The organism is Methylophilus sp. OH31, assembly GCF_000576615.1.
Lineage (GTDB): Bacteria > Pseudomonadota > Gammaproteobacteria > Burkholderiales > Methylophilaceae > Methylophilus.
In genome coordinates, this window is the sequence record NZ_BAUS01000002.1 from 593,907 (window position 1) to 615,838 (window position 21,932).

Annotated in this window: 21 protein-coding genes; 11 read left to right on the forward strand and 10 right to left on the reverse strand. The window is 51.9% G+C overall.

The genetic code is table 11. The features are described from left to right. Window positions 1-19 precede the first annotated feature (19 nt). The 5 genes from lpxA (at window position 20) to OH31_RS04660 (ending at window position 5,261) form a co-directional block, all read left to right on the forward strand. Complete coding sequence (gene lpxA, locus OH31_RS04640; RefSeq protein WP_019881882.1) at window positions 20-799, forward strand: acyl-ACP--UDP-N-acetylglucosamine O-acyltransferase; 780 nt, start codon at window positions 20-22, stop codon at window positions 797-799. A gap of 12 nt (window positions 800-811) precedes the next feature. Next, entirely contained in the window at window positions 812-1,975 is a 1,164-nt protein-coding gene (gene lpxB, locus OH31_RS04645) for a lipid-A-disaccharide synthase (protein WP_019881884.1), read from the forward strand. After that, complete coding sequence (gene rnhB / locus OH31_RS04650) at window positions 1,975-2,556, forward strand: ribonuclease HII (RefSeq protein ID WP_024929812.1); 582 nt, start codon at window positions 1,975-1,977, stop codon at window positions 2,554-2,556. The genes lpxB and rnhB overlap by 1 nt, the downstream gene beginning before the upstream one ends. 242 nt (window positions 2,557-2,798) lie before the next feature. Continuing rightward, window positions 2,799-3,026: a response regulator transcription factor gene (locus OH31_RS04655; protein WP_019881886.1), complete on the forward strand. Its 228-nt coding sequence runs from the start codon at window positions 2,799-2,801 to the stop codon at window positions 3,024-3,026. Window positions 3,027-3,152: 126 nt separating this feature from the next. After that, window positions 3,153-5,261 carry a hypothetical protein gene (locus OH31_RS04660; RefSeq protein ID WP_024929813.1) on the forward strand — a complete coding sequence of 703 codons (2,109 nt, stop codon included), beginning with the start codon at window positions 3,153-3,155 and terminating at the stop codon, window positions 5,259-5,261. Between the two features lie 112 nt (window positions 5,262-5,373). Here OH31_RS04660 and fdxA read toward each other — a convergent pair whose 3' ends face one another. From fdxA to OH31_RS04695, 7 genes are all read right to left on the reverse strand, one after another. Next, a complete protein-coding gene (fdxA, locus tag OH31_RS04665; protein ID WP_019881888.1) occupies window positions 5,374-5,697 on the reverse strand; it encodes a ferredoxin FdxA in 324 nt (107 codons plus the stop codon). A gap of 116 nt (window positions 5,698-5,813) precedes the next feature. Beyond that, on the reverse strand, window positions 5,814-7,088 hold the full coding sequence (cysN, locus tag OH31_RS04670) for a sulfate adenylyltransferase subunit CysN (protein ID WP_036298655.1): 1,275 nt from the start codon (window positions 7,086-7,088) through the stop codon (window positions 5,814-5,816). Between the two features lies 1 nt (window position 7,089). Then, window positions 7,090-8,013, reverse strand: a complete 924-nt coding sequence (gene cysD, locus OH31_RS04675) for a sulfate adenylyltransferase subunit CysD (protein ID WP_036298656.1) — start codon at window positions 8,011-8,013, stop codon at window positions 7,090-7,092. 156 nt (window positions 8,014-8,169) lie between these two features. Continuing rightward, window positions 8,170-8,928 (reverse strand): phosphoadenylyl-sulfate reductase, encoded by a 759-nt coding sequence (locus OH31_RS04680; RefSeq protein ID WP_024929816.1) that lies wholly within the window; start codon window positions 8,926-8,928, stop codon window positions 8,170-8,172. Further along, window positions 8,925-9,542, reverse strand: coding sequence for a DUF934 domain-containing protein (locus OH31_RS04685; protein ID WP_024929817.1), 618 nt, complete (start codon window positions 9,540-9,542; stop codon window positions 8,925-8,927). The genes OH31_RS04680 and OH31_RS04685 overlap by 4 nt, the downstream gene beginning before the upstream one ends. Next, window positions 9,542-11,206 carry a nitrite/sulfite reductase gene (locus OH31_RS04690; protein WP_024929818.1) on the reverse strand — a complete coding sequence of 555 codons (1,665 nt, stop codon included), beginning with the start codon at window positions 11,204-11,206 and terminating at the stop codon, window positions 9,542-9,544. The genes OH31_RS04685 and OH31_RS04690 overlap by 1 nt, the downstream gene beginning before the upstream one ends. A 41-nt stretch (window positions 11,207-11,247) precedes the next feature. Next, the gene (locus tag OH31_RS04695) at window positions 11,248-12,018 is read right to left on the reverse strand and encodes a sulfite exporter TauE/SafE family protein (RefSeq protein ID WP_024929819.1); all 771 of its coding nucleotides are present in this window, start codon (window positions 12,016-12,018) and stop codon (window positions 11,248-11,250) included. Window positions 12,019-12,127: 109 nt separating this feature from the next. Between OH31_RS04695 and OH31_RS04700 the strand changes: the two genes are divergently transcribed. The 6 genes from OH31_RS04700 (at window position 12,128) to OH31_RS04725 (ending at window position 18,714) form a co-directional block, all read left to right on the forward strand. Next, complete coding sequence (locus OH31_RS04700) at window positions 12,128-13,054, forward strand: CysB family HTH-type transcriptional regulator (protein ID WP_019881895.1); 927 nt, start codon at window positions 12,128-12,130, stop codon at window positions 13,052-13,054. A gap of 117 nt (window positions 13,055-13,171) precedes the next feature. Next, a complete protein-coding gene (locus OH31_RS04705) occupies window positions 13,172-13,669 on the forward strand; it encodes a DUF302 domain-containing protein (protein WP_235273404.1) in 498 nt (165 codons plus the stop codon). A 241-nt stretch (window positions 13,670-13,910) separates the two neighbouring features. Next, window positions 13,911-15,404: a helicase HerA-like C-terminal domain-containing protein gene (locus OH31_RS04710; protein ID WP_024929821.1), complete on the forward strand. Its 1,494-nt coding sequence runs from the start codon at window positions 13,911-13,913 to the stop codon at window positions 15,402-15,404. 51 nt (window positions 15,405-15,455) lie between these two features. Then, complete coding sequence (locus OH31_RS04715; protein ID WP_024929822.1) at window positions 15,456-17,099, forward strand: formate--tetrahydrofolate ligase; 1,644 nt, start codon at window positions 15,456-15,458, stop codon at window positions 17,097-17,099. 10 nt (window positions 17,100-17,109) lie between these two features. Next, the gene (locus OH31_RS04720) at window positions 17,110-17,667 is read left to right on the forward strand and encodes a YigZ family protein (RefSeq protein ID WP_024929823.1); all 558 of its coding nucleotides are present in this window, start codon (window positions 17,110-17,112) and stop codon (window positions 17,665-17,667) included. A 42-nt stretch (window positions 17,668-17,709) separates the two neighbouring features. After that, the gene (locus OH31_RS04725) at window positions 17,710-18,714 is read left to right on the forward strand and encodes an AI-2E family transporter (RefSeq protein WP_024929824.1); all 1,005 of its coding nucleotides are present in this window, start codon (window positions 17,710-17,712) and stop codon (window positions 18,712-18,714) included. Between the two features lie 66 nt (window positions 18,715-18,780). Here OH31_RS04725 and OH31_RS04730 read toward each other — a convergent pair whose 3' ends face one another. Genes OH31_RS04730 through OH31_RS04740 form a run of 3 tightly spaced genes read right to left on the reverse strand, consistent with a single transcriptional unit; the run spans window position 18,781 to window position 21,907 of the window. Next, window positions 18,781-19,683, reverse strand: coding sequence for a M48 family metalloprotease (locus OH31_RS04730; protein ID WP_024929825.1), 903 nt, complete (start codon window positions 19,681-19,683; stop codon window positions 18,781-18,783). Continuing rightward, window positions 19,680-20,171, reverse strand: a complete 492-nt coding sequence (locus OH31_RS04735; protein ID WP_024929826.1) for an SH3 domain-containing protein — start codon at window positions 20,169-20,171, stop codon at window positions 19,680-19,682. Before OH31_RS04735 ends, OH31_RS04730 begins: the two co-directional genes overlap by 4 nt. Continuing rightward, window positions 20,168-21,907 carry a CHASE2 domain-containing protein gene (locus tag OH31_RS04740; RefSeq protein WP_024929827.1) on the reverse strand — a complete coding sequence of 580 codons (1,740 nt, stop codon included), beginning with the start codon at window positions 21,905-21,907 and terminating at the stop codon, window positions 20,168-20,170. Before OH31_RS04740 ends, OH31_RS04735 begins: the two co-directional genes overlap by 4 nt. Between the last annotated feature and the right edge of the window lie 25 nt (window positions 21,908-21,932).

Sequence of the window (21,932 nt, forward strand, 5' to 3'; positions counted from 1 at the left end):
GCGGGCCATACACGTAAACATGCAAAGCCTGATTCATCCTACCGCATTGATTGACCCTAAAGCTGAGCTGGATAGCTCAGTAGAGGTGGGTCCCTATACCACGATTGGTGCGGGTGTCCGCATTGATGCAGGCACCAAGATTGCCGGGCATGTGGTGATTGAAGGGCCCACCACCATCGGCAAACATAATGAAATTTTCCAGTTTTCTTCACTGGGCGCGAAGCCTCAGGATAAGAAATTCAAAGACGAGCCAACCTTGCTGGAAATTGGTGACCATAACACCATCCGTGAGTTTTGTACCTTTAACCGTGGCACGGTTCAGGACAAAGGCACCACCAAAGTTGGCAGCCATAACTGGATTATGGCCTATGTGCACATCGCCCATGATTGTATCGTCGGTAACCATACTATTTTGGCTAATAACTCATCGCTGGCCGGGCACGTGACCATTTACGATCACGCGATATTGGGTGGCTTCACGCTGATTCACCAGTTCTGCCAGATCGGCGAACATATTATTACTGCGGTCGGTTCTGTGGTGTTTAAAGACATTCCGCCTTACGTGACTGCCGCTGGTTATGATGCCGCGCCGCATGGTATCAATGCAGAAGGCCTCAAACGTCGTGGCTTCAGTGCTGAGAGCATTCAGCAAATCAAACGCGCCTATAAGGTGCTATACCGTCAGGGGCTATCGTTTGAAGAGGCCAAGATTGCGTTGGCCGAGATGGAAAAATCCTGCCCTGAAATCGGCCTCATGACTCGATTTCTCGCGCAAACAACGCGCGGCATTGTACGTTAATTCAAAGAAACTATGGCTAAGATTGCAATGGTGGCGGGAGAGGCCTCCGGAGACTTGCTGGGCTATCACCTCATTCAGGAGCTGAAATCACTGCATCCTGACGTTGAGATTTTTGGCATTGCTGGTCCTAAAATGATGGGCCTGGGCGCCAAATCATTATTTCCGATAGAACGCCTGTCAGTACGTGGTTATCTCGAGGTGCTCAGGCATCTGTGGGGTTTGTTAAAGCTGCGCAAGCAGTTGTACAAGCATATCCTGAAAGAACGGCCGGATGTGTTTATTGGCATTGATGCGCCGGACTTCAATTTCTGGTTAGAGCGTAAGCTCAAAGCCAAGGGCATCGCGACCATCCATTACGTCAGCCCTTCGATCTGGGCCTGGCGGCAAAACCGCATCCATAAAATCAAACGCGCTGTGTCACACATGCTGGCGCTGTTCCCATTTGAGCCTGCGCTGTATCAGCAGGTCGGTGTGCCGGTAACCTATATCGGTCATCCGCTGGCGGATGCTTTGCCTATGGAGCCGGATGTTGGCCAGGCCAGGGAAAAGCTCAAATTGAAGAAAAATCACGTGGTGATTGCCATGTTGCCAGGCAGTCGCCAGTCTGAGGTGAATTTTCATGCCGAGTTATTGCTGGAAACCGCCATTGTGTTTGATCGCTTGATGCGTGAGAACGGGCAGCAGGTCCAGTTTCTGGTGCCGCTGGTGACGCGCGAAACGCGTGACATTTTTACCAGTGCCTGGCACCAGCTATTAACGCAAAAACCTGATACTGCCATAGACCTGCAAATTATGTTTGGCCATGCGCATGATGCGATGACCGCGGCAGATGCCGTGTTGGTGGCCTCAGGCACGGCCACGCTGGAGGCGGCTTTGCTGAAAAAGCCTATGGTGATCACCTACAAAATGTCTAATATGAGCTGGCAGTTGCTTAAACGTATGCGCTTGCAGCCTTATGTTGGCCTGCCCAATATTTTGGCTGGCGAATTTATTGTGCCTGAGTTGTTGCAAAAAGAAGCGACGCCAGAAGGTGTCGCACAGACACTCTACAATTTACTGGCAGATAAAACCGGTCTCGCTGTGTTGCAGGAAAAATATCGCCATATTCATGCACAGCTCAAACAAAACAGCGCGCAGAAAGCCGCGGCTGTCGTCAAACAGTTCTTACAGGCTTGATGCTGATGCAACGATTGTGTGGCATTGATGAAGCGGGCAGAGGGCCATTGGCTGGTGCGGTGTACGCGGCTGCGGTGATCCTCAACCCTGAACGGCCGATTGCTGGCCTGGCAGACTCAAAAAAACTGTCTGAAGCCAAGCGTGATGCGTTGGCCGTTGAGATTAAGGCGCATGCACTGGCCTGGGGCATTGCCAGCGTCAGTGCGCAGGAGATCGATGAGATCAATATCCTGCAAGCCAGCCTGCTGGCCATGCAGCGTGCTTATCAGGCGATGGTGGCGCAGTTCGGGGTGCATGCAACACTCATCCAGGTCGACGGTAATCGCAGCCCGAAATTTGAGTTACCTTGTGAAGCAATTGTCAAAGGCGATAGTAAAGTCGCTGAAATTTCTGCAGCCTCTATCCTCGCTAAAACGGCCAGGGATGCTTCCTTGCTGGTGCTTGATGCCCAGTATCCACAATACGGTTTTGCACAGCATAAGGGCTATCCCACGGCCTTGCATTTGGCGCGTTTGGCGCAATATGGCATCACGCCGGAACATAGGCGTAGCTACGGTCCGGTTAAAAAACTCCTAGCGTAACTTGGGCGGTTTTGCCCAGGTTCCTGCATCAACTGATTCACGCGCTTGTTCTGGCGTATTCTCGTCGGTAATCCAGTGTTTAAATTTCTCTGGCGATGATCGCGCGCGTTGTACGAGCACGCTCTTTATGCCGATTGACTTTTAAATGTTAATAAAAGTTAATAATATTATGTTATTGTATTTATCAGCATCATATTTTGAGTGTGGATATATTACTTTAACCTGATTGAGAGAGCCTGATTATGTATGATAATCCATTGACACCGGCGCTATCTGATTTAATGAAAGCCTGCCAGAAATTTAAAACCACAGAATCCAAGGTGTTGGCCGTCCATTTAAACAAGTCACCGGCCACCGTGCGCACCGAGTTTCAGCGCGCCATGGCACTGATGAACGTCAACTCACGCTATGCAGCACTTAAAACTGCTGAGGAAAATGGTTGGCTGGAAGTATCGTCAAAAAAGCATTAAATCATATCAATTGCATCTATTTTCTTAGAAAATGTATGCAATTGCAGTATGGTCTTCTTTCGTTCAGTTGCGTAATTTGAATGCTTCAAATGTATTCAATCATAACCTGACTGAGGATGAAGCACCATGCAAAATCAACCATTTAAACGCCAAGTCGTTTCCGCTGAACTAAGCAAATTGCGGAGTCATTTTCAAACCCTGATTGTAGGCAATGCTAATTACTTTGGTCATTTGCCGGGCGCTGGCTTTCCCAAAGCGGTGCAAAAAATACAAGGCAATACCCACTATGAGAATCTGGGTTGTCTGGGATTGCAGCCGCAATTTAACCTACTCAAAGCCATTGTTTATATCAACCAGGACAGTGGTTACTCAGGCAGTTTGTGTTCGGCAGGCTCACAAGAATATGTCAGGTTTTATTTATCATTTGACGATGGGTCCACCTGGGTTGATCAGGGCCTGACCAGCTTAAATGTCCATGATGTGAAGCATGAAGGTCGCTTGGAGTATGCGGTAGAGATGCCGGTGGATATCAAGCGCTATTCATGCAAAAAAGCAAATCAGCTCTTGGCACGCGCCATTTTGTCCTGGGGGGTTGCGCCGCCTGCCAATACCCCACATTACACACCAGTGTGGGGCAATGTGGTGAATGCACATATCCTGGCCCAGCCAGTACAAAGCCTGCTGCTTAAAGATGTGATTGATAGTGCAATCTTGAAAGACGTGAGTGAATTGATCGATCTGGATCTGAAAATTCCCACTGCCGTGTTGCCTGTTAATTATGTTGCCCTGGAGCAAAGCTATCAAGAGGCGCAGTTAGCCCCACATCGGTTGGCTTATCCTTTAGTGCAAACATTGATGGCGCAGCCTGCTCAACTCAGTGCTTTGCAGGCGCAGGTAAAACACTCGTTTGGTCCGCTGAAGTTTGACTGGTCTAACGTCGTAGAGAGCATTGCCAATACCGATGGCAATATCGACTTTGAAGAGCTGAATTGTATCGGCCTGCAACCCAAAGCAACGCTGGACCATTTGGTTGGCATTTTGAAAATCAAGAAGTCACTGGGTTATTCAGGCAGCTTGTGCACCAAGGGCAGCCAAGAGTATGTGCGTTTTTACCTCGACTTTGGCGCGGGCTGGCAAGACATGGGCCTCACCTCTGTGCAAGTGCATGATATCAATAGCTTGCCTAAAGATGGCTTTAACTATGCGGTGTTTTTACCTGTCGATTTGAGCAAATATAAGCAACCCTGCAAGCAGGGGCCCGTTTACGCCAAAATGCGCGCGATCCTTTCCTGGAGTTCACCGCCACCCGCCAATACGCCTGACTATAAACCTGTGTGGGGAAATGCTGAAAATACCACAGTGATGTTAACGCCCGGCATCGCTGATCAGAGCGGAAAGCCAGCACCGGTGATCACGGCCATTTGCGGACAAAGTGTTGCCGACATCCATCCGACGACGGGGACATTGACCAACGCCGCGTTCAGCGATACACCGTTTGGCAACAGCCTCTGGATCAGTGGCCATATTGGCAATGCGCCAGATGCCAGCAGTGGGGTAACAAAACTCAAGTATCGCTTGAACTACAGCACCGATGGTGTCACCTTTAAACCGGTTGCTAACGCATTCAAACTGGCATTGGAGCAGTTAAGTGGCGGTACGTGGACCTTCCCGGCACCCGTCACGCAAGCACCGCTGGCAGATGGCTATATTGAATATCAGGAAGATTTGATTGCGCCGCTACAAACCTTTGTCAACCTGGATATTCTGGGCGTTTTGCACACGGCAGGCGATGCCAGCCCTTACCGCTGGTTACAGGTAGAAGTCATGGATGCTTTTAATCCGACGGTCTCTTATGTCTCAAATACGGTTAAGGTGCGGGTGGATAACACCGCGCCGACCGCCACTATTACCATGGATCAAGGGCCATGTTCTGATATTAAAGTCGGTGATGCCATTACCGGCAGTTATAGCGCGGCAGACGATTTTCTGGGCGGCGTTTCGATTGCGATTCTTGGTAATCCGGGAGGCGTGTTAACTAAAACACCCGTTGCGCTCACATCAAGCAATGAGTCTGGCACCTGGCGTTTAGAAACCACCGGCATGACCAAGTGTGGTTACGTCGTGCAGTTGACCAGTTCGGATCGCGCCCTGATTGGCTACGCCAGTGGTACCGCATATTACACGGGGGGCGGGCATCAATTCCAGCCAACGGCCATTGGTTTCTGCTTAAGGTAACTCTCCCTCATTGACGGTAATTGTCTGGCCATCTCGTTTTTTGGGGCCAGGCAATCAAACAAAAAGCCGCTCAATGAGCGGCTTTTACGTGTTTGGCTTGAATGCTAACGGCTTATTCAATCAACTGTGCTGTTTTGCCTGCTTTACCATTCATGGCATCTGCATCTGGCAGCGGCTCTTTACGTGCCGTTATTGTTGGCCAAACGGTAGAGAGGCGCGCATTGAGTTCAATAAAGTGCTGCTGGTCTGCAGGCACATCATCTTCAGAGAAAATGGCTTCTGCCGGGCACTCAGCGACGCACAGGGTGCAGTCAATGCACTCATCCGGGTTAATCGCCAGGAAGTTCGGGCCTTCAACAAAGCAATCTACCGGGCAAACATCTACGCAGTCGGTATATTTGCACTGAATACAATTTTCGGTTACTACATAAGTCATGTTTTAAATCCTTTGCCGGCTATTTCAGCCAAAACGATATTTTATTGCAATTTGGCCAACTTGACGATGTGTTGGCTTGTCTTTCCTCACCCTGGTGGTGATTAGACAGTGGTGGATTAGACAATCATGCCAGCGCCAACGGTGTTGTTGCTGCTTTCGTCAATAATAATAAAGGCACCCGTGGCGCGGTTTTTGTCGTAGCTGTCGACCATGAGTGGCTGTGCCAGTTTAAAGCTGACACGGGCGATATCATTCATTTTGAGGTCTGTCGCAGTTTGTTGCTCCAAAGTGTTCACATCCACCTTATATTGAATACTGCCAATTTTGGCCTTAGATTCGCGTGTGGTATGACGCACGATGTAAGTACGGGCAGGGGACAGCGGTGTCTCAGACAGCCAGCACACATGTGCTTCAATTTGTTTGACGGCTTCTGTGGTTTCGCTGGTTTTAACGATCATGTCGCCGCGTGAGGTGTCAATTTCGTCTTCCAGCAACAGGGTGATGCTTTGCTCAGTTTGTGCACTTTGCAGTTGCTCGTTACCCAGTTGAATGGCTTTTACTTTTGATTGGTAACCGTTTGGCAACACAGTCACGGCATCACCGACGGTAATCGCGCCAGATTCGACGCGGCCCATAAAACCACGGAAGTCATGTAGTTCAGGATTGGCAGAATCATGCGGACGGCAGACAAACTGCACCGGAAAACGGAAGGCTTCGTTCTGTTCGCTATGTGCCGCTGGCGCCGCTTCCAGAATGTCGATCAAAGTCTCACCCTGGTACCAGTTCATATTGTCCAAACGGTCTACCAGCATGTCGCCATTGAGGGCAGACATCGGCATGAACTTGATATCGCGCGCCTGTGCCAGGCCAATTTCGGTGGCAAAAGCAATGTAGTCTGCCTTGATTTTTTCATAGACGGCCTGGTCGTAATTCACCAGGTCCATTTTGTTCACGGCTACGACGATATGTGGAATACCCACCAGGTGCGCCAGGTAGCTGTGGCGACGCGTTTGCGTCAGCACGCCTTTACGCGCATCAATCAGGATAATCGCCAGATTAGCCGTAGACGCCGCAGTCACCATGTTGCGTGTATATTGTTCATGACCAGGCGCATCGGCAATGATGTATTTACGCGTGCCGGTACTGAAATAGCGATAAGCAACGTCGATGGTGATGCCTTGCTCACGCTCGGCTTGCAGGCCATCAGTCAGCAGTGACAGGTCTACCGCTTCCATGCCACGCTTTTGCGAGGTGCGCTCGATATTGTTTAGCGTATCGGCCAGAATGGTTTTGGTATCGTAGAGCAGGCGACCAATCAGGGTGCTCTTGCCATCATCCACGCTGCCGCAAGTCATAAAGCGCAGCAAAGAGTCGTTGTGTTGTGTTGTCATATTAGAAATAACCTTCTTTCTTGCGCTGCTCCATCGATGCATCGGACGTTTGGTCGTCCAGGCGGGTTGCCCCGCGCTCAGTGATGGTGGTCGTGGCTGTTTCCAGCACAATTTTGCTGACGTCAACCGCATCTGAAATCACAGGGGCGGTGCAGGTAATGTCACCCACAGTGCGGAAGCGTACCTGCATATTAATCACTTCTTCACCCGTTTTAGGCTGGTTGATCAATTCGCCATTTGATAAAGGTACGTTCACCGGGAAAATGGCGCCATGACGCATGACGATATCGCGCTGGTGAGCAAAGTAAATGCTAGGTAATTCCAGTTTTTCACGCTCGATATACTGCCAAACGTCCATCTCGGTCCAGTTAGAGATCGGGAAGGCGCGGATGTTTTCACCCTTGTGCACGCGAGCGTTATACAGGTTCCACAGTTCCGGACGCTGGTTTTTCGGATCCCATTGGCCGAATTCATCACGGAAACTCATGATACGTTCTTTGGCACGGGCTTTTTCTTCATCCCGACGGGCGCCGCCAATGCAGCAGTCAAAACCGAACTCTTCAATCGCTTCCAGCAAGGTCACCGATTGGTGTTTATTACGTGGCTCATCTTGTGATTTCAGTACCACGGTACCGCGTTTCATGGAGTCTTCCACGGAGCGCACGATCAGGCGTTCGCCTAATTCCGCGGCGCGCTGGTCACGGAAGTTAACCACTTCCTGGTAGTTGTGGCCGGTATCGATATGCAACAACGGAAACGGAAAGCGGCCAGGGCGGAATGCTTTTTCAGCCAGACGCAAAATGCACAGTGAATCTTTACCGCCGGAAAACAGTAATACCGGGTTGGCGCACTGGCCTGCGACTTCACGCAGAATATGAATGGCTTCTGCTTCCAGCCAGTCGAGATGAGATAAAGGTTGTTTCATTGTCATCTTTAAAAAACCAATCAAATTTTTAAACCGTCGATAAACACAGAGTGATGCTGATTAGGCCTTGGTCATTCTTGGAGCATTAAATGGCCTGAGACTAAAAAGAAATATTGTTCTTTTGATCAGCGTTCATCCGCATTTATCGACAGATCACTATTTCTTTACGTGCAATCCGCACTCTTTGCTGTCGGGATTTTCCCACCACCAGCGGCCAGCGCGGATATCTTCGCCCATGGCCACGGCGCGCGTACACGGCGCACAACCGATGCTGGGATAGAACTGCTCATGCAGGGCGTTGTAGGGCACCTCAAACAAGCGAATGTAGGCCCAGACTTCTTTTTCGGTCCAGTCACTTAGCGGGTTGAATTTTTCCAGTTTGTTGCCTGCATCGAACTCGCGTACTGGCAAGCTGGCACGGGTTGCGGCTTGTTCGGCGCGCATGCCGGTAATCCAAGCTTGCTTATTTGCCAGCGCACGTTGTAATGGCTCCACTTTGCGCATATGGCAGCAAGCTTTACGCAGGTCTATGCTTTCGTAGAAGGCGTTGATGCCTTGCGTACGCACATAATTTTCCACGGCTTCGTGTTTGGGGAAAAACACCAGCGGTTTGATCACGTAAGTTTGCTCAACCTCGCCCATCAGCGTATAGGTTTCAGCAGGCAGGCGGCCGGTGTCCAGTGAAAATATCTCAATGGACAGGTTTTCCTTGCTGATCAGATCCGTCAAGACCATGTCTTCAGCACCATAGCTGTTGGCAAAGGTGATCGCAGGAAATTCGGCCGCTGCAGATTGCAGCAAAGCCAATGCTTGCGCACGCTTGGTGTGGACGCTGGCAATCAGCGCATCTGTCAGCTGTGGACGGATGGCCGGGTTGTTGGCGGCCGGTTTGAGCATGCTGACGCCGAAACTCATGCGCGGCTGATCCTGCGCCATACCGGCACATCTGCCACACCGCCCTGGTAGGGCTGGCTGAAGTCGTTCAGGCTGGCCAGCGCATCTTCCGCTGAGCGGTCGGCACGAATCAGGAAGCTGTTGAAACCGGCGCGTTTGTGGAAAAACAATTGGTCACGCAATACGTCACCAATCGCGCGCAGTTCGTTTTTAAAGCCGAAGCGGGTACGCAGCCAGTTGCCCAGGGTGAAAATACGGCCATCTGCAAAACGCTCTACAAACACTGCAATCAGAGGCAGGCTGTTGAGGTCGGCAAATTCTGCCTGCAAAGCTTCGGCGGTTTCATTGGTCGCCAGGATAATGCCCAGTTCGCCAGTTGCCAGGCGCGATTGCAACTCTGCTTTGCGTGCCTGCCAGATGGTCAGTGGTACCAGAATCTTGCCGGTGGCAGGGATTTCGGTGTTGGCAATTTGCTCGGCAGTGTAGGTTTGTTCGCCTGTCAGTTTAAACAGCACCACTTTACCGGCCTGTTTACGCACAGACTCTTCACCGGCTGCAGGCGGCACCACGCGGGTCCAGGTATCGGCTACGATGCTGGCTTGGCCATTGGCGGCCAATTGAATCAGTTGACTCATTATGCAGTTTCCTTTTCAGCGTAGACATGGGCTTTGAATGGCGCGACGCCCAGACGACGTACGGTATCAATAAAACGCTCTTCGTCCTGGCGCTCGCGTACATAGACCTCAATCAGGCGCTGTACCACACCTGGCATTTCTTCTGCCGAGAATGAAGGGCCAATCACGCTGCCGATGCTGGCGTCATTACCTTGTTTACCGCCGACGGTGACCTGATACCACTCGGAACCATCCTTATCGACGCCCAGAATACCGATATGGCCGACGTGATGGTGGCCGCAAGCGTTCATGCAGCCTGAAATATTGAGTTCAAGGTCACCGATTTCATGCAGGTAATCCAGGTTGTCGAATTGCATTTGAATCGCTTCGGCAATCGGGATCGACTTGGCGTTGGCCAGGCTGCAGAAGTCGCCGCCCGGGCAGCAGATAATATCGGTCAACAAACCAATGTTAGGCGTTGCCAAACCGGCTGCATGGGCTTTTTGCCATACAGCAAACAGGTCAGACAATTGCACATCGGCCAGAATCAAATTTTGCTCGTGCGAGGAACGCAATTCGCCAAAGCTGTAGGCATCTGCCAGGTCTGCGACCACATGCATTTGCTCGCTGGTGATATCACCAGGCGCTTTGCCGTGTGGTTTAAGCGACAGCGTGACAGCACGGTAACCAGGCACGCGGTGCGGTTGTACGCAACGCTTTACCCAGGCCGCAAAGGCCGGGTTGCTGGCCACTGCCGCGTCGAAAGAAGCATCGTGCGCAGGCAAGTCCTTGTATGGCATTGGTTCAAAATACTTGGCAACGCGATCCAGTTCGTTTTGCGTGATGGTCAATGGGCCATCTTTAAAGTGCGCCCACTCTTCTTCTACCTGGCGCTTGAATTCTTCAATGCCCAGGGCTTTGACCAAAATCTTGATACGCGCTTTATACGCGTTGTCGCGACGGCCATGAATGTTATAGACACGAATCACGGCTTCGCAGTAGGACAGCACGTGCTGCCATTCCAGATGCTCGCGAATCACGGTGCCCAGAATTGGTGTACGGCCCAAGCCGCCGCCTACCCAGACTTTAATCGCCATCTGGCCTTGATCGTCTTTGTAGAATTCCAGGCCGATATCGTGCGCTTGCACAATCGCGCGGTCTTTTTCTGTGCCTGACACCGCAATTTTAAATTTGCGTGGCAGCAGGGCGAATTCAGGGTGGAACGTACTCCATTGGCGCATGATCTCGGCAATCGCACGTGGATCAATAATTTCATCTGGTGCAATGCCGGCAAACTGGTCAGTGGTGATGTTGCGGATGCAGTTGCCAGAGGTTTGAATGGCGTGCATTTCAACTGTTGCCAACTCGGCCAGAATGTCTGGCGTGTCTTCCAGTTTAGGCCAGTTTAATTGCAGGTTCTGACGCGTACTGAAGTGGCCGTAGCCACGGTCGTACTGCTTGGTAATATCACCAAGCTTGCGCAATTGCTTGCTGGATATCAGGCCGTAAGGCACGGCGATACGCAACATGGGCGCATGGCGCTGAATATACAGGCCGTTTTGCAAGCGCAGCGGGCGATATTCTTCATCCGTTAACTCGCCAGCCAGATAGCGGCGCGTTTGGTCGCGGTATTGGGCGACGCGTTCGTTGACAATTTGTTGATCTATAGGGTCGTATTTGTACATGCTTGAGTCACTTTGTTCGCAAAAAGCGAAGAGGCAATATTTTAATGGAAAATCAGCTTAAAGCCTACAAAAATCAATATCATAGCCAGCGCAATCCGTACCCAGTGCTCTGCCACGCGTGAACTCAAGTGGCTGCCGAGATAGATGCCAGGAATGGAGCCTATCAGCAAAGTGCCCAGCAAGTGATAGTCTATGGTGCCCAAAGAGGCATGACCGAGGCCTGCGACCAGAGTCAGCGGCACGGCATGCGCAATATCACTCCCGACAATGGTGGTGATTTTTTCTTTAGGATAAAGCAGAATCAGCGCGGTGACACCCAGCGCGCCAGCACCCACCGAAGTCAGCGTGACCAGTGCGCCTAGCACCGTGCCCAGTACGACGGTCGCACCTGGCACGTAGCGTGCTGGAATCCACTCCTCTTTTGCGACCAGAGACATCAGCTTGTTGCGCAATAGCACGGCGACTGACGTCACAATCAGGGCCACGCCTAGCCAGAATTTGATGGTAGACACGACATTGCCTGATTGCAGATCCATACTATGCAGCGCCCATAAGGTCAGCATGGAGGCGGGGACGCTGCCCATGGCCAGACGTTTTACGATTACCCAGTCAATGTTGCCAAGTTTGCCATGGGCAAAAATGCCAACGGACTTGGTGATGGAGGCGTAAAGTAAATCTGTGCCCACGGCCACAGCCGGTTTGATGTTGTAAATCAATAGCAGGATAGGCGTCATTAACGAGCCGCCACCTACACCGGTGAGTCCAACCAAAAAGCCAACCACAAAACCTGCCAGTATGTATCCGAATTCCATGAGGAGTATCTTGTAAAACTATAAACCGCGGAATAGTATCAAGTTTTTAATGATTGATTTAATAATCAGATGTTCTATGATATAGCATTTGGTTATATGAGGTCGGGTGATGAAATTCCACCAGTTGCGCTATGTGCATGAAGTTGTGCGGCAGCAATTAAACATTTCTGCGGCATCTGAAGTATTGCACACCTCACAGCCTGGTGTCAGCAAGCAGATTCAGCTGTTAGAAGAAGAGCTGGGCTTGCAGATTTTTCAGCGCAATGGCAAACGTCTGATCGGTGTCACCGAGCCAGGCCGTAAAATCGTTGAGTTGTCAGCGCGTGTCATGCTGGATATGCAAAATATCAAGCGGGTCGGCGATGAATATAGCCGTGAAGATAGCGGCGAACTGACGATTGCCACCACCCACACGCAAGCGCGCTACCGCTTGCCGTCTGCGGTCAAGCAGTTTATTGCACAATATCCCAATGTGAAATTGACCATCCACCAGGGTAACCCAGCGCAAGTGACCGAGCTGGTTGCTTCCGGTGAGGCTGATGTAGGCATTGCGACAGAAAATATTAGTAATGACGAGCGTTTGTCCTGCTTGTCCTGCTATGAGTGGAACCGTTGCCTGGTAGTGCCGCCACAGCATCCTCTGCTGGCTAAAGCGGTGCTGACGCTAAAAGACCTGGCCGATTATCCTTTAATTACCTATGACTTTGCCTTCACGGGCGGCACGTTGGTGTCTAAGGTGTTTCACGACGCTGGCTTGCAGCCGAATGTAGTATTTACCGCGATTGATGCCGACGTGATTAAAACGTACGTCAACCTGGGCTTGGGCATTGGCCTGATCGCCAATATGGCATATGAAGAAACGCGTGACGCGCCACTCAAGAGCCTGGATTGCAGCCATCTGTTCCCGAATAGCACGACTTATCTGGGGGTGCGCCGTGATGCTTTTCTGCGTGATTACATGCTGAATTTCATTACCATGTTGTCGCCGCAATATGACAAGCGCACCGTGCAACGTGCATTTCATCAAGACCTGTGATCGCAGTCACACCGATGTGCATGGTGACATGCTGTAATGCCTTTATCTGTGTGAGACATTAAGGGGTTGGTCATGCGTTTATCCATATTGAAGGTATTGTGTTGCCTGGGTTTGATCATGAGCTTGCCAGCCTGTGCCGCACCGGCGCATGTGCGTGTCATTGGCCATGGCATGCCGGATGTAGACCTGGATAACGCGATTTATGAAGTGCCGGTCAAGGCCGGTGTGACTTATCAGGATTTAATCGATAGCCTGAAATCCATTTCGGAAGGCATGAATTTCGTCAATCCGGCCAATTTCCCGATTGGTGAGCATATGAAGCTTCGTGGCCAGGATCCGCAAGGCGTGAAAGAAGTACGCACTTTTTGTAATTTAAGTATGGGCACAGAGATTATTCTCGATCATCCTGAGTTTCTGGTGTTTGCACCTTGCCGCCTGGCTATTTACGAAAAAGCGGACGCCAGCGGCAAACGCCAACTATATCTTGGCCTGGACCGGCCCACGCATGATTTGAAAAATATCAAACAGCCGACTGCCCGCGCACAAGCCTCGGCGCAGCAGCTTGAAGATGCCTTGATCGAACTGATGGAAAAAGCCCGTCGTGGAGATTTTTAGTATTTATTATCAAGACATTCTTTAGCCACAGAGGACACAGAGCGCACAGAGAAAAGCTATGAGTGTACGCCACAGCACATCAGAATATAGCGGACTGATGTTGCTCCCTCTGTGGTCTCTGTGTCCTCTGTGGCTAAAGGTTTTTTTAAACCATTTCGCGCTTCCGGCAAAACAACAATCTTCCCCTTTTTAGAGCCATCCCCTATACTCAACTTAACTTTCATTGTTAAGAGTACATTCCATGGTGCAACCTATGCTCATCGCAAAAAATAATGACGTCGACAGCGTCATGCTGCCAAAAATGGCTAACCGTCATGGCCTGATTGCCGGTGCAACCGGTACTGGTAAAACAGTGACCTTGCAAAGCCTGGCTGAGCAGTTTTCACGCATCGGTGTGCCGGTGTTCATGGCAGATGTCAAAGGCGACTTGTCTGGCATGAGCCAGGTCGGCGGTGGCAATGCCAAGGTCGAAGCGCGCGTGCAGCAATTGGGGCTGACTGACTATACCAATAAAGCCTATCCGGCAATGTTCTGGGATATGTTCGGTGAAAAAGGCCATCCGGTACGCACCACCTTAAGTGAAATGGGGCCGTTGCTATTAGCGCGCATGCTCAACCTGAATGATGTGCAGGGCGGTGTATTGAATGCGATTTTCAAGATCGCCGATGACAATGGCATGCTGTTGCTTGATATGAAAGACCTGCGTGCGATGGCGCAGCATTGTGCTGAAAATTCGGCCACTTACCAGACGCAATACGGCAATATTTCCACGGCCAGCGTCGGCGCCATCCAGCGTGCCTTGCTGCAACTGGAAACCGAGGGCGGTGATGTCCTGTTTGGTGAGCCGGCCTTGAATCTGGAAGATATGATGCAAACCGATGCCAAAGGATTAGGGTTTATCAATATCCTGGCAGCGGATAAATTGCTGAATTCGCCTCGTGTCTATGCGACGCTGTTGCTGTGGATACTGTCCGAACTGTTTGAAAAATTGCCTGAAGTCGGCGACATGGAAAAGCCCAAACTGGTGTTTTTCTTTGATGAGGCGCACCTGTTATTTAACGACGCGCCCGCCATCCTGATGCAAAAGATTGAGCAAGTGGTGCGCCTGGTGCGTTCCAAAGGGGTTGGCGTGTATTTTGTGTCGCAAAACCCGCTGGATATTCCAGATGTCGTGTTGGGCCAATTAGGTAACCGCGTGCAGCACGCGCTGCGTGCGTTTACGCCGCGCGACCAGAAAGCCGTGCAAGTAGCGGCGCAAACCTTCCGCGCTAATCCCAAATTAAACGTGGCAACTGCGATTACCGAGTTGGGGGTGGGCGAGGCGCTGGTTTCTTTCCTTGATGAAAAAGGCGCGCCGACCCCGGTTGAGCGGGTGTTTGTCTGTCCACCAGAAAGCCGTGTCGGCCCGGCCACGGACGCGGAGCGCAAGCAGGTGATGGCGCAATCGCTGGTCGCTGGCGTATACGATAAGCTGGTCGACCGCGAATCGGCTTACGAAATTCTCAAACAACGTGCAGATCAGGCGGCATCAGCCACGCAGGCACAAACGCAAAAAGAAGAAGAGGGCTCTGGTTTTGACCTCGGTGGCATTTTAGGTGGCAAAACCAGCCGCTCGGATTCGGTGCTGGAATCTGCTGCCAAATCAGCTGCGCGCGCGATCGGCTCTCAATTGGGCCGCGCCATTATCCGCGGCGTGTTGGGCTCGATTCTTGGGGGTAGCAAGACCAAGCGTTAACCATGGTGTTGATTATCAGCTTTGATAAGTGAATGAAGTCAGGAATCCTGCATGTTAAGTGATATCGACATCGCCCAGGCCGCGACGCTGGAACCGATTGTGGCGGTGGCTGGCAAGTTGGGATTGTCGGCGGACGATTTGCATGCATATGGTCAGCATATGGCCAAACTGACGCAAGCCACGGTGAACCGGCTGCATGCCCAGCCAGCCAAAGCCAAGCTGATCCTGGTGACGGCGATCAATCCGACGCCTGCCGGAGAGGGTAAAACCACCACGACTGTTGGCCTCACCGATGCCTTGAATCAGGCCGGTTATCACGCGCTTGCTTGCTTGCGTGAGCCTTCGCTAGGACCGGTGTTTGGGATGAAGGGTGGGGCGACCGGCGGCGGGTATGCGCAGGTGGTGCCGATGGAGAATATCAACCTGCATTTTACCGGCGACTTTCACGCCATCAGTGCCGCCAATAATCTGCTGGCAGCGCTGATTGATAATCATATTTACCATGGCAATGCATTGGGTTTCGATCAGGTGACTTGGCGCCGTTGCATGGACATGAACGACCGCGCCTTGCGCCGAATCACGCTGGAAAATGCCGTGCATACCGGCTTTGATATTACGGTCGCCAGTGAAGTGATGGCTATTTTCTGCCTGGCGACCGACCTGTCGGATTTAACACGCAGGCTGGGGAAGGTTCAAGTGGGGTTAAATCAGCAAGGAACCCCAATTCTGGCCAGTGATTTGCAGGCTGAAGGCGCGATGGCGGCTTTACTCAAAGATGCTTTTCAGCCTAACCTGGTGCAAACGCTGGAAGGTTCGCCTGCATTGTTGCATGGTGGCCCGTTTGCCAATATTGCGCATGGTTGTAACTCACTGGTAGCGACGCAAACCGCTTTACGCCTGGCCGATTACGTGGTGACCGAGGCTGGTTTTGGCGCTGACCTGGGCGCAGAAAAATTCATGGATATTAAATGTCGTCAATCTGGCTTGCGGCCGGATGTGGCAGTGATTGTGGCCACCGTGCGCGCCTTGAAATATAACGGCGGTGTGGAAGTCGCTGATTTGAATACCGAAAACTTGTCGGCGTTGGCTATTGGTGTTGCCAATCTGGAAAAGCACATTAGCAATTTGCGCCAGCACTTTGGGTTGCCGGTACTGGTGGCTCTGAATCATTTTACGGCCGATACCGCAGCAGAAGTCGCTTTGGTCCAAGCTGCCGTTGAGGCGCTGGGTGCCAGTCTGCATGTGTGTCGGCATTGGGCGCAAGGCGGCGCAGGCGCGCTGGATCTGGCGCATGCGGTGGCTGCACAAGTGCAACAGGCTGCCACGCCACACTTGCTGTATGCCGATGATCTATCGCTAGCGGAAAAGCTGACCACTGTTGCGCAGAAAATGTATGGTGCCAGTGGCGTCACTTACAGTGCGTTGGCCCAGCAGCAATTGGAACAGATCAAGGATGCCAGCCAGGGGCTGCCTGTGTGTATCGCTAAAACACAGTATTCCTTGTCCTGCGATGCTAAGCTGCGCAATGTGCCGCAACATCATGTCCTGCATGTGCGCGAGTTGCGTTTGTCGCGCGGTGCTGGTTTTGTGGTGGCGATTTGTGGTGACATCATGACCATGCCGGGTTTACCTAAACAGCCCGCCAGTGCGCGCATCAGCGTGGATGCCAATGGTAGAATAGTGGGACTTTCCTGAAGTACTTGTCATGCAAACCTTTAGCCAGCTCGGCCAGGCCGATCACACCATTAATAAATCCCGTTTTATTGCCCGCGCCAAGCGTTGTGAAGATGAGCGCGAGCTTGCTTTGTTTTTGCGCCAGTTTGCCAGTGACCATCAAACGGCCGGGCACCTGGCGTATGCGTTCAGGATGAAAACGGCAGAAGGCATCGTGGCGCGCTTTTCTGATGCAGGTGAGCCTGCTGGCACTGCGGGTAAGCCCATCATGCAAATGCTGGATGGCCAGAATTATGTCAATTGCTGTGTGGCGGTCGTGCGCTATTATGGCGGTATTAACCTGGGCACTGGTGGTCTGGTGCGTGCTTATGGCGGCACTGCCAAACAGGCGATGGACCAGGCAGGCAGCATGCCTTTTGTGGAAATGGTGCAGCTCAAGATATCGACCAGCTACAAGCGTGTGGATGAGTTGACGCGTGAAGTGCAAAAGTGCCATGGCGAAATTCTGGACAAGAAGTTTGATGAAGCCGTCCATTTTTTGCTTAAATTACCGCTGGATGCTGCCAGGCAAATACAAGCCAAATTTTAACCAATCTTATTTCTACCTGAACCTCATCAACCGGAGCCTGTAGTGACCCAAACCCAACGATTTGATATTGCGACCTACATCTTGATGGCGGTGTTGATGTGGCTGGTATTGCAAGTGCAGTTGCTGCCAGCATTGCTCGTTGGTCTGTTAGTGTTTGAGTTAATTCACGTCATTTCGCCGTTAATTGCACGAAAATTGCCGGGAAAATACGCTAAATGGCTGGCTGTGGTGCTGATTGCCACGCTGGTGATTGGCTTGCTGGTCGCATTGGGCATGGGCATCGTCACCTTGATTCGCAGTGATGCTGGTGGCCTGGCGGTGCTGTTTGACCAACTGGCCAAAATTATTGAAGACTCACGCAAGGTGTTGCCGCCATGGTTGAATGAACGCCTGCCCGATGATGCCATTACGCTGCAACAAACGGTCATTGATTGGTTACGCGCGCATTCAGCCGACTGGCAACTGCTGGGCAAGGAAGCCGGGCATCATTTGGCACATATCCTGATCGGCATGGTTATCGGTGCGATGATCGCCTTGCATGACGTACAAACCAAGGTCAACCATAAACCGTTTGCGCAAAGCCTGTTGCAGCGCATCACCTTGTTTGCGCAGGCATTCAAGAATATTGTATTTGCACAGGTGAAAATTTCTGCCGTGAATGCGACGCTAACCGGGATTTACCTCGCAGTGATTTTGCCGCTGTGTGGCGTACATTTGCCGTTTACCAAAACCATGATTGCCATTACTTTTCTGGTTGGCTTGTTGCCCGTGATCGGTAACCTGATTTCCAATACCGTGATTGTGATTGTCAGCACCAGTCATTCATTTATGGTGGCCATGGGCTCGCTGGCGTTTTTAATTGTGATCCACAAGCTGGAATACTTCCTGAATGCGCGTATTGTCGGTGGCCAGATTCGCGCTTATGCCTGGGAGTTACTGCTGGCCATGTTGCTGATGGAGGCGACCTTTGGCTTGCCCGGCATCGTGGCGGCCCCTGTGTATTATGCCTATATCAAGAGTGAGTGCAGGGCGCGGGACTGGGTATAAAAATCAGCTGTGATTGATCAAAAAATAAGGCTCGCCGTGGCGAGCCTTATGCGTTTGCAGCCGTGTTTATTTCAGCTTATACAAGCGGTTTTCCAGCGTCTTGCCACCACTGATGTTGTCCATCTGGTCGCCGCTGACCAGGCTTAGTTGCGCCAGCCGGTCGTCCGGGTGTGGGTGGGTCTGGAACAACAGGGCGACACTGCCATCATTGTTATTGATGGTTTCCATGTCCTGCAGCACCTCCGCCAGGCCATAGGCTTCGTAGCCAGCGCGTGCAGCCAGTACTGTGCCCATGCTGTCCGCTTCAAATTCGGCACTTTTATCCAGGTTGCGGGCGCTGATTTCTGCGCCGGTGGAGACTGCGCGCTGGGTCAGTTTGTTTTTGCTGATTTTCTCTTTTAAGAATGAGGTGCCCGCATCCAGCAAGGCCTGTTTCTGCATCACTTTCAGGTGGTGTTTTTGCACCACATGGGCGATCTCATGCCCCAGGACACCGGCCAGTTGCGCTTCACTGCTTAAGCGTTGATACAAGCCTTTGGTAATCAGCACATAGCCGCCTGGCGCGGCAAACGCGTTGACATCTGTGCTTTCAATGACGCCAAAATGCCAGGGCAAGTCTGCGCGCTCGGACTGGCTGGCCACCCAGCGGCCCACTTTGTTCACATATTGCTGTAACTGTGCGTCATTGACCAGGGGCGCAGCACCGAGAATGGTGCCGGTGACATTGCGGCCAACCGCAATTTCGTCTTCGCGGCTAGGATTTTTCCAGTTGATATTGGCCAGCTTGTCCTGCGCTGACGGAGTGCTTTGTGACGTGGTCGTGGCGGCTGCTTCAGTTTTGTTGGTGGTGCCTAGTTGCTCATTGACGGCGTCTTTGAGTACGCCTTTAAGGTCAAGCGCAGACGCGGTGCCCCATGCCAGGCTGCTACATAATGCAAGCGCCATCGCTTGTGTTAAGGTCTTGTTCATTGTGCGCCTCCCGTAAAGTATGGATATTGATGGCTGCTGAGGCCGCCGTTGCTGGCAAATTGCTTGGCGTCTTCTGCGTTCACCGTGTAGCTTTCCAGCTTCTTGGTTTCTACTTCGTTGAATGATGCCGTTTTCAGATCTTCGGCACTCAGGCCGCGAATACCGGTGGTCGATACGACTTTTCCGGTGCCACTGCGGCCGGTAGCCACGCCGACCACGCCTGCGACATTGTTGCCACCCGCGCTGTTGCGTTTAACCGTGAGCAATCGTACCCAGCCGGTTTTGCCGACGGCTTTAATTTGTAGCCAGGCGCCTTTTTTATTGAGGATTTCGACAGCATCGTTTTTATTAACGCTGCCGACGACCTTGGCGTCGCTAAAGGTATCCGCCCGTAACTGGTCCGCTTTGAGGGCGACCCCGGTCTCCGCTGCGACTGCCTGACTGCATGCGAATGCCGTCAGTAGCCAGAATAAGCTTTTTTTGATCATGCCTTGTTCTCCTGATTGTTGTTATGTGTAGTGCTTTGATCGCTAGATAAGTCCGAATGACTTAAAGCGGCCATCTCCAGCTGTATCATGGCTTGTGCAAACAAGATGCGCCACTGTGCGGCCAGTTGTGATGCGTTGTTGGCAATCTTGCCCTGATGCGACCCATAACGCACGACGGGCTGGCCAGGTAGACTCAGTTGATTAATTAATGCTTGTAATTGTGCCGATAGTTGCTGCGCATCTTGTTGTGCCGCTTCGCGGTAAGTTGCTTCCGGCGCATATTGCCAGCTGACCATCACCATATCGCCAAACAGGCCCCAGATGCCGCTTTGCGTGCCGGTGAGAATATCGATCTGCGTCGGTGCCCGGCAGGCTTGCTCGATTTCGCGACGAATGCGTTTCATAGCCGCATCGCCCAGTGTTTCCTGGCTTTCGATGGCAATCGGCATCAACAGCACTTCCAGCTCGTTGCTACTGGAGGTCAGGCCAAATGCTAGCCAGCGTTGCAGTGCACGGTCGGTGGCCAGCGCATAGATTTTGGCGACACCGAAATAAGCCACGGCCCAGAAGATAGGCGCGGCCAGGTCCAAATAGGTATGAAACAGGTTGATGGCCAGGTAAGACAACACCAGCAAACCAATCTGGCTACCGGTAAACACGCCGTTAAAGCGGTCGCGGTCAATCTTGAAGTAAAACGCCAGCGTGGTCAGCCACACCAGTAAAAAGCTCAGCAGGATATAAGGCAGCTTGCCGCGCCAGACCTTGAGGTAATCCTGGTGCAGGCTGTTATCCAGCGCCGTGGCGAGGATTTCAACGCCTGGAAACTGCTTGTCCATGGCGGTGGGTTTGATATCAAACAGGGCGGGGGCGGTGGAGCCGATGATGACAGTCTTGTCCTTGAACTCATCCTTGCCTCGCTTGGGTTGTGCACTGGTGAGGTCGCGGTAAACGTCGCTAAAGCTTACGTAGGCATAAGTGAACGGTTTGCCACGCCAGTTAAGCAGCATTTCGTCCGGCGTATTATGGCTGATCTCCCCTTGGGCATTGGCAACCACCAGTGGCAGCGCGGGTAAGGTCCAGCCTCTATCCTGGTGGCGCATGCGGTATTGGCGCACCACGCCATCGTTATCCGGGTACACATTATGCGTGCCCAGGCGACCTGGCTTCCAGGCACCTTTGAAATAAGGTGGAATTGCGGCAAACGTGGCTTGTTTGTCCGCATCGGTTGCTGCGACCAGCCCAGGAATTTGCGCATACTTCAGCTGGCTCTGGCTATCCTGGCTGGCGTCCAGGCGCAGCAATGGAAAGAAGCAGTGCTGGCATTCGCTAATCACATCATTAAAGTAGCTGTCACTGTCCGGGTTGTAGACGTCGGCATCTGAAAACACAATATCAAAGACGATGGCTTTCGGTCGTTGCTGCTGGATATTTTCCACCAGTTCGCCGATCACCTGGCGCGGCCACGGCCAGCGGCCATATTCCTTGGCCATGGCGTCCAGGCTGGCTTCATTGATATCAATAATGACAATGCTCTGATCAGCTGCCGGTTTGAGGATACGGTTTTTGACCATGAGGTCAAACGCTTTATCGCGCATATTCTGGCCGACGTGAAATACAGCCGCATCGAGCAGAATCACCACACTGAATAACAGGGCCAGATACAGGTAAAAGTTATTTTTTAACTTGCGGGTCAGGCTGGCCAGCCAGAAGCCCAGCATCAATTTGAGTTTTAACATATCGCTCCCTTGTTATTCTTTGCTT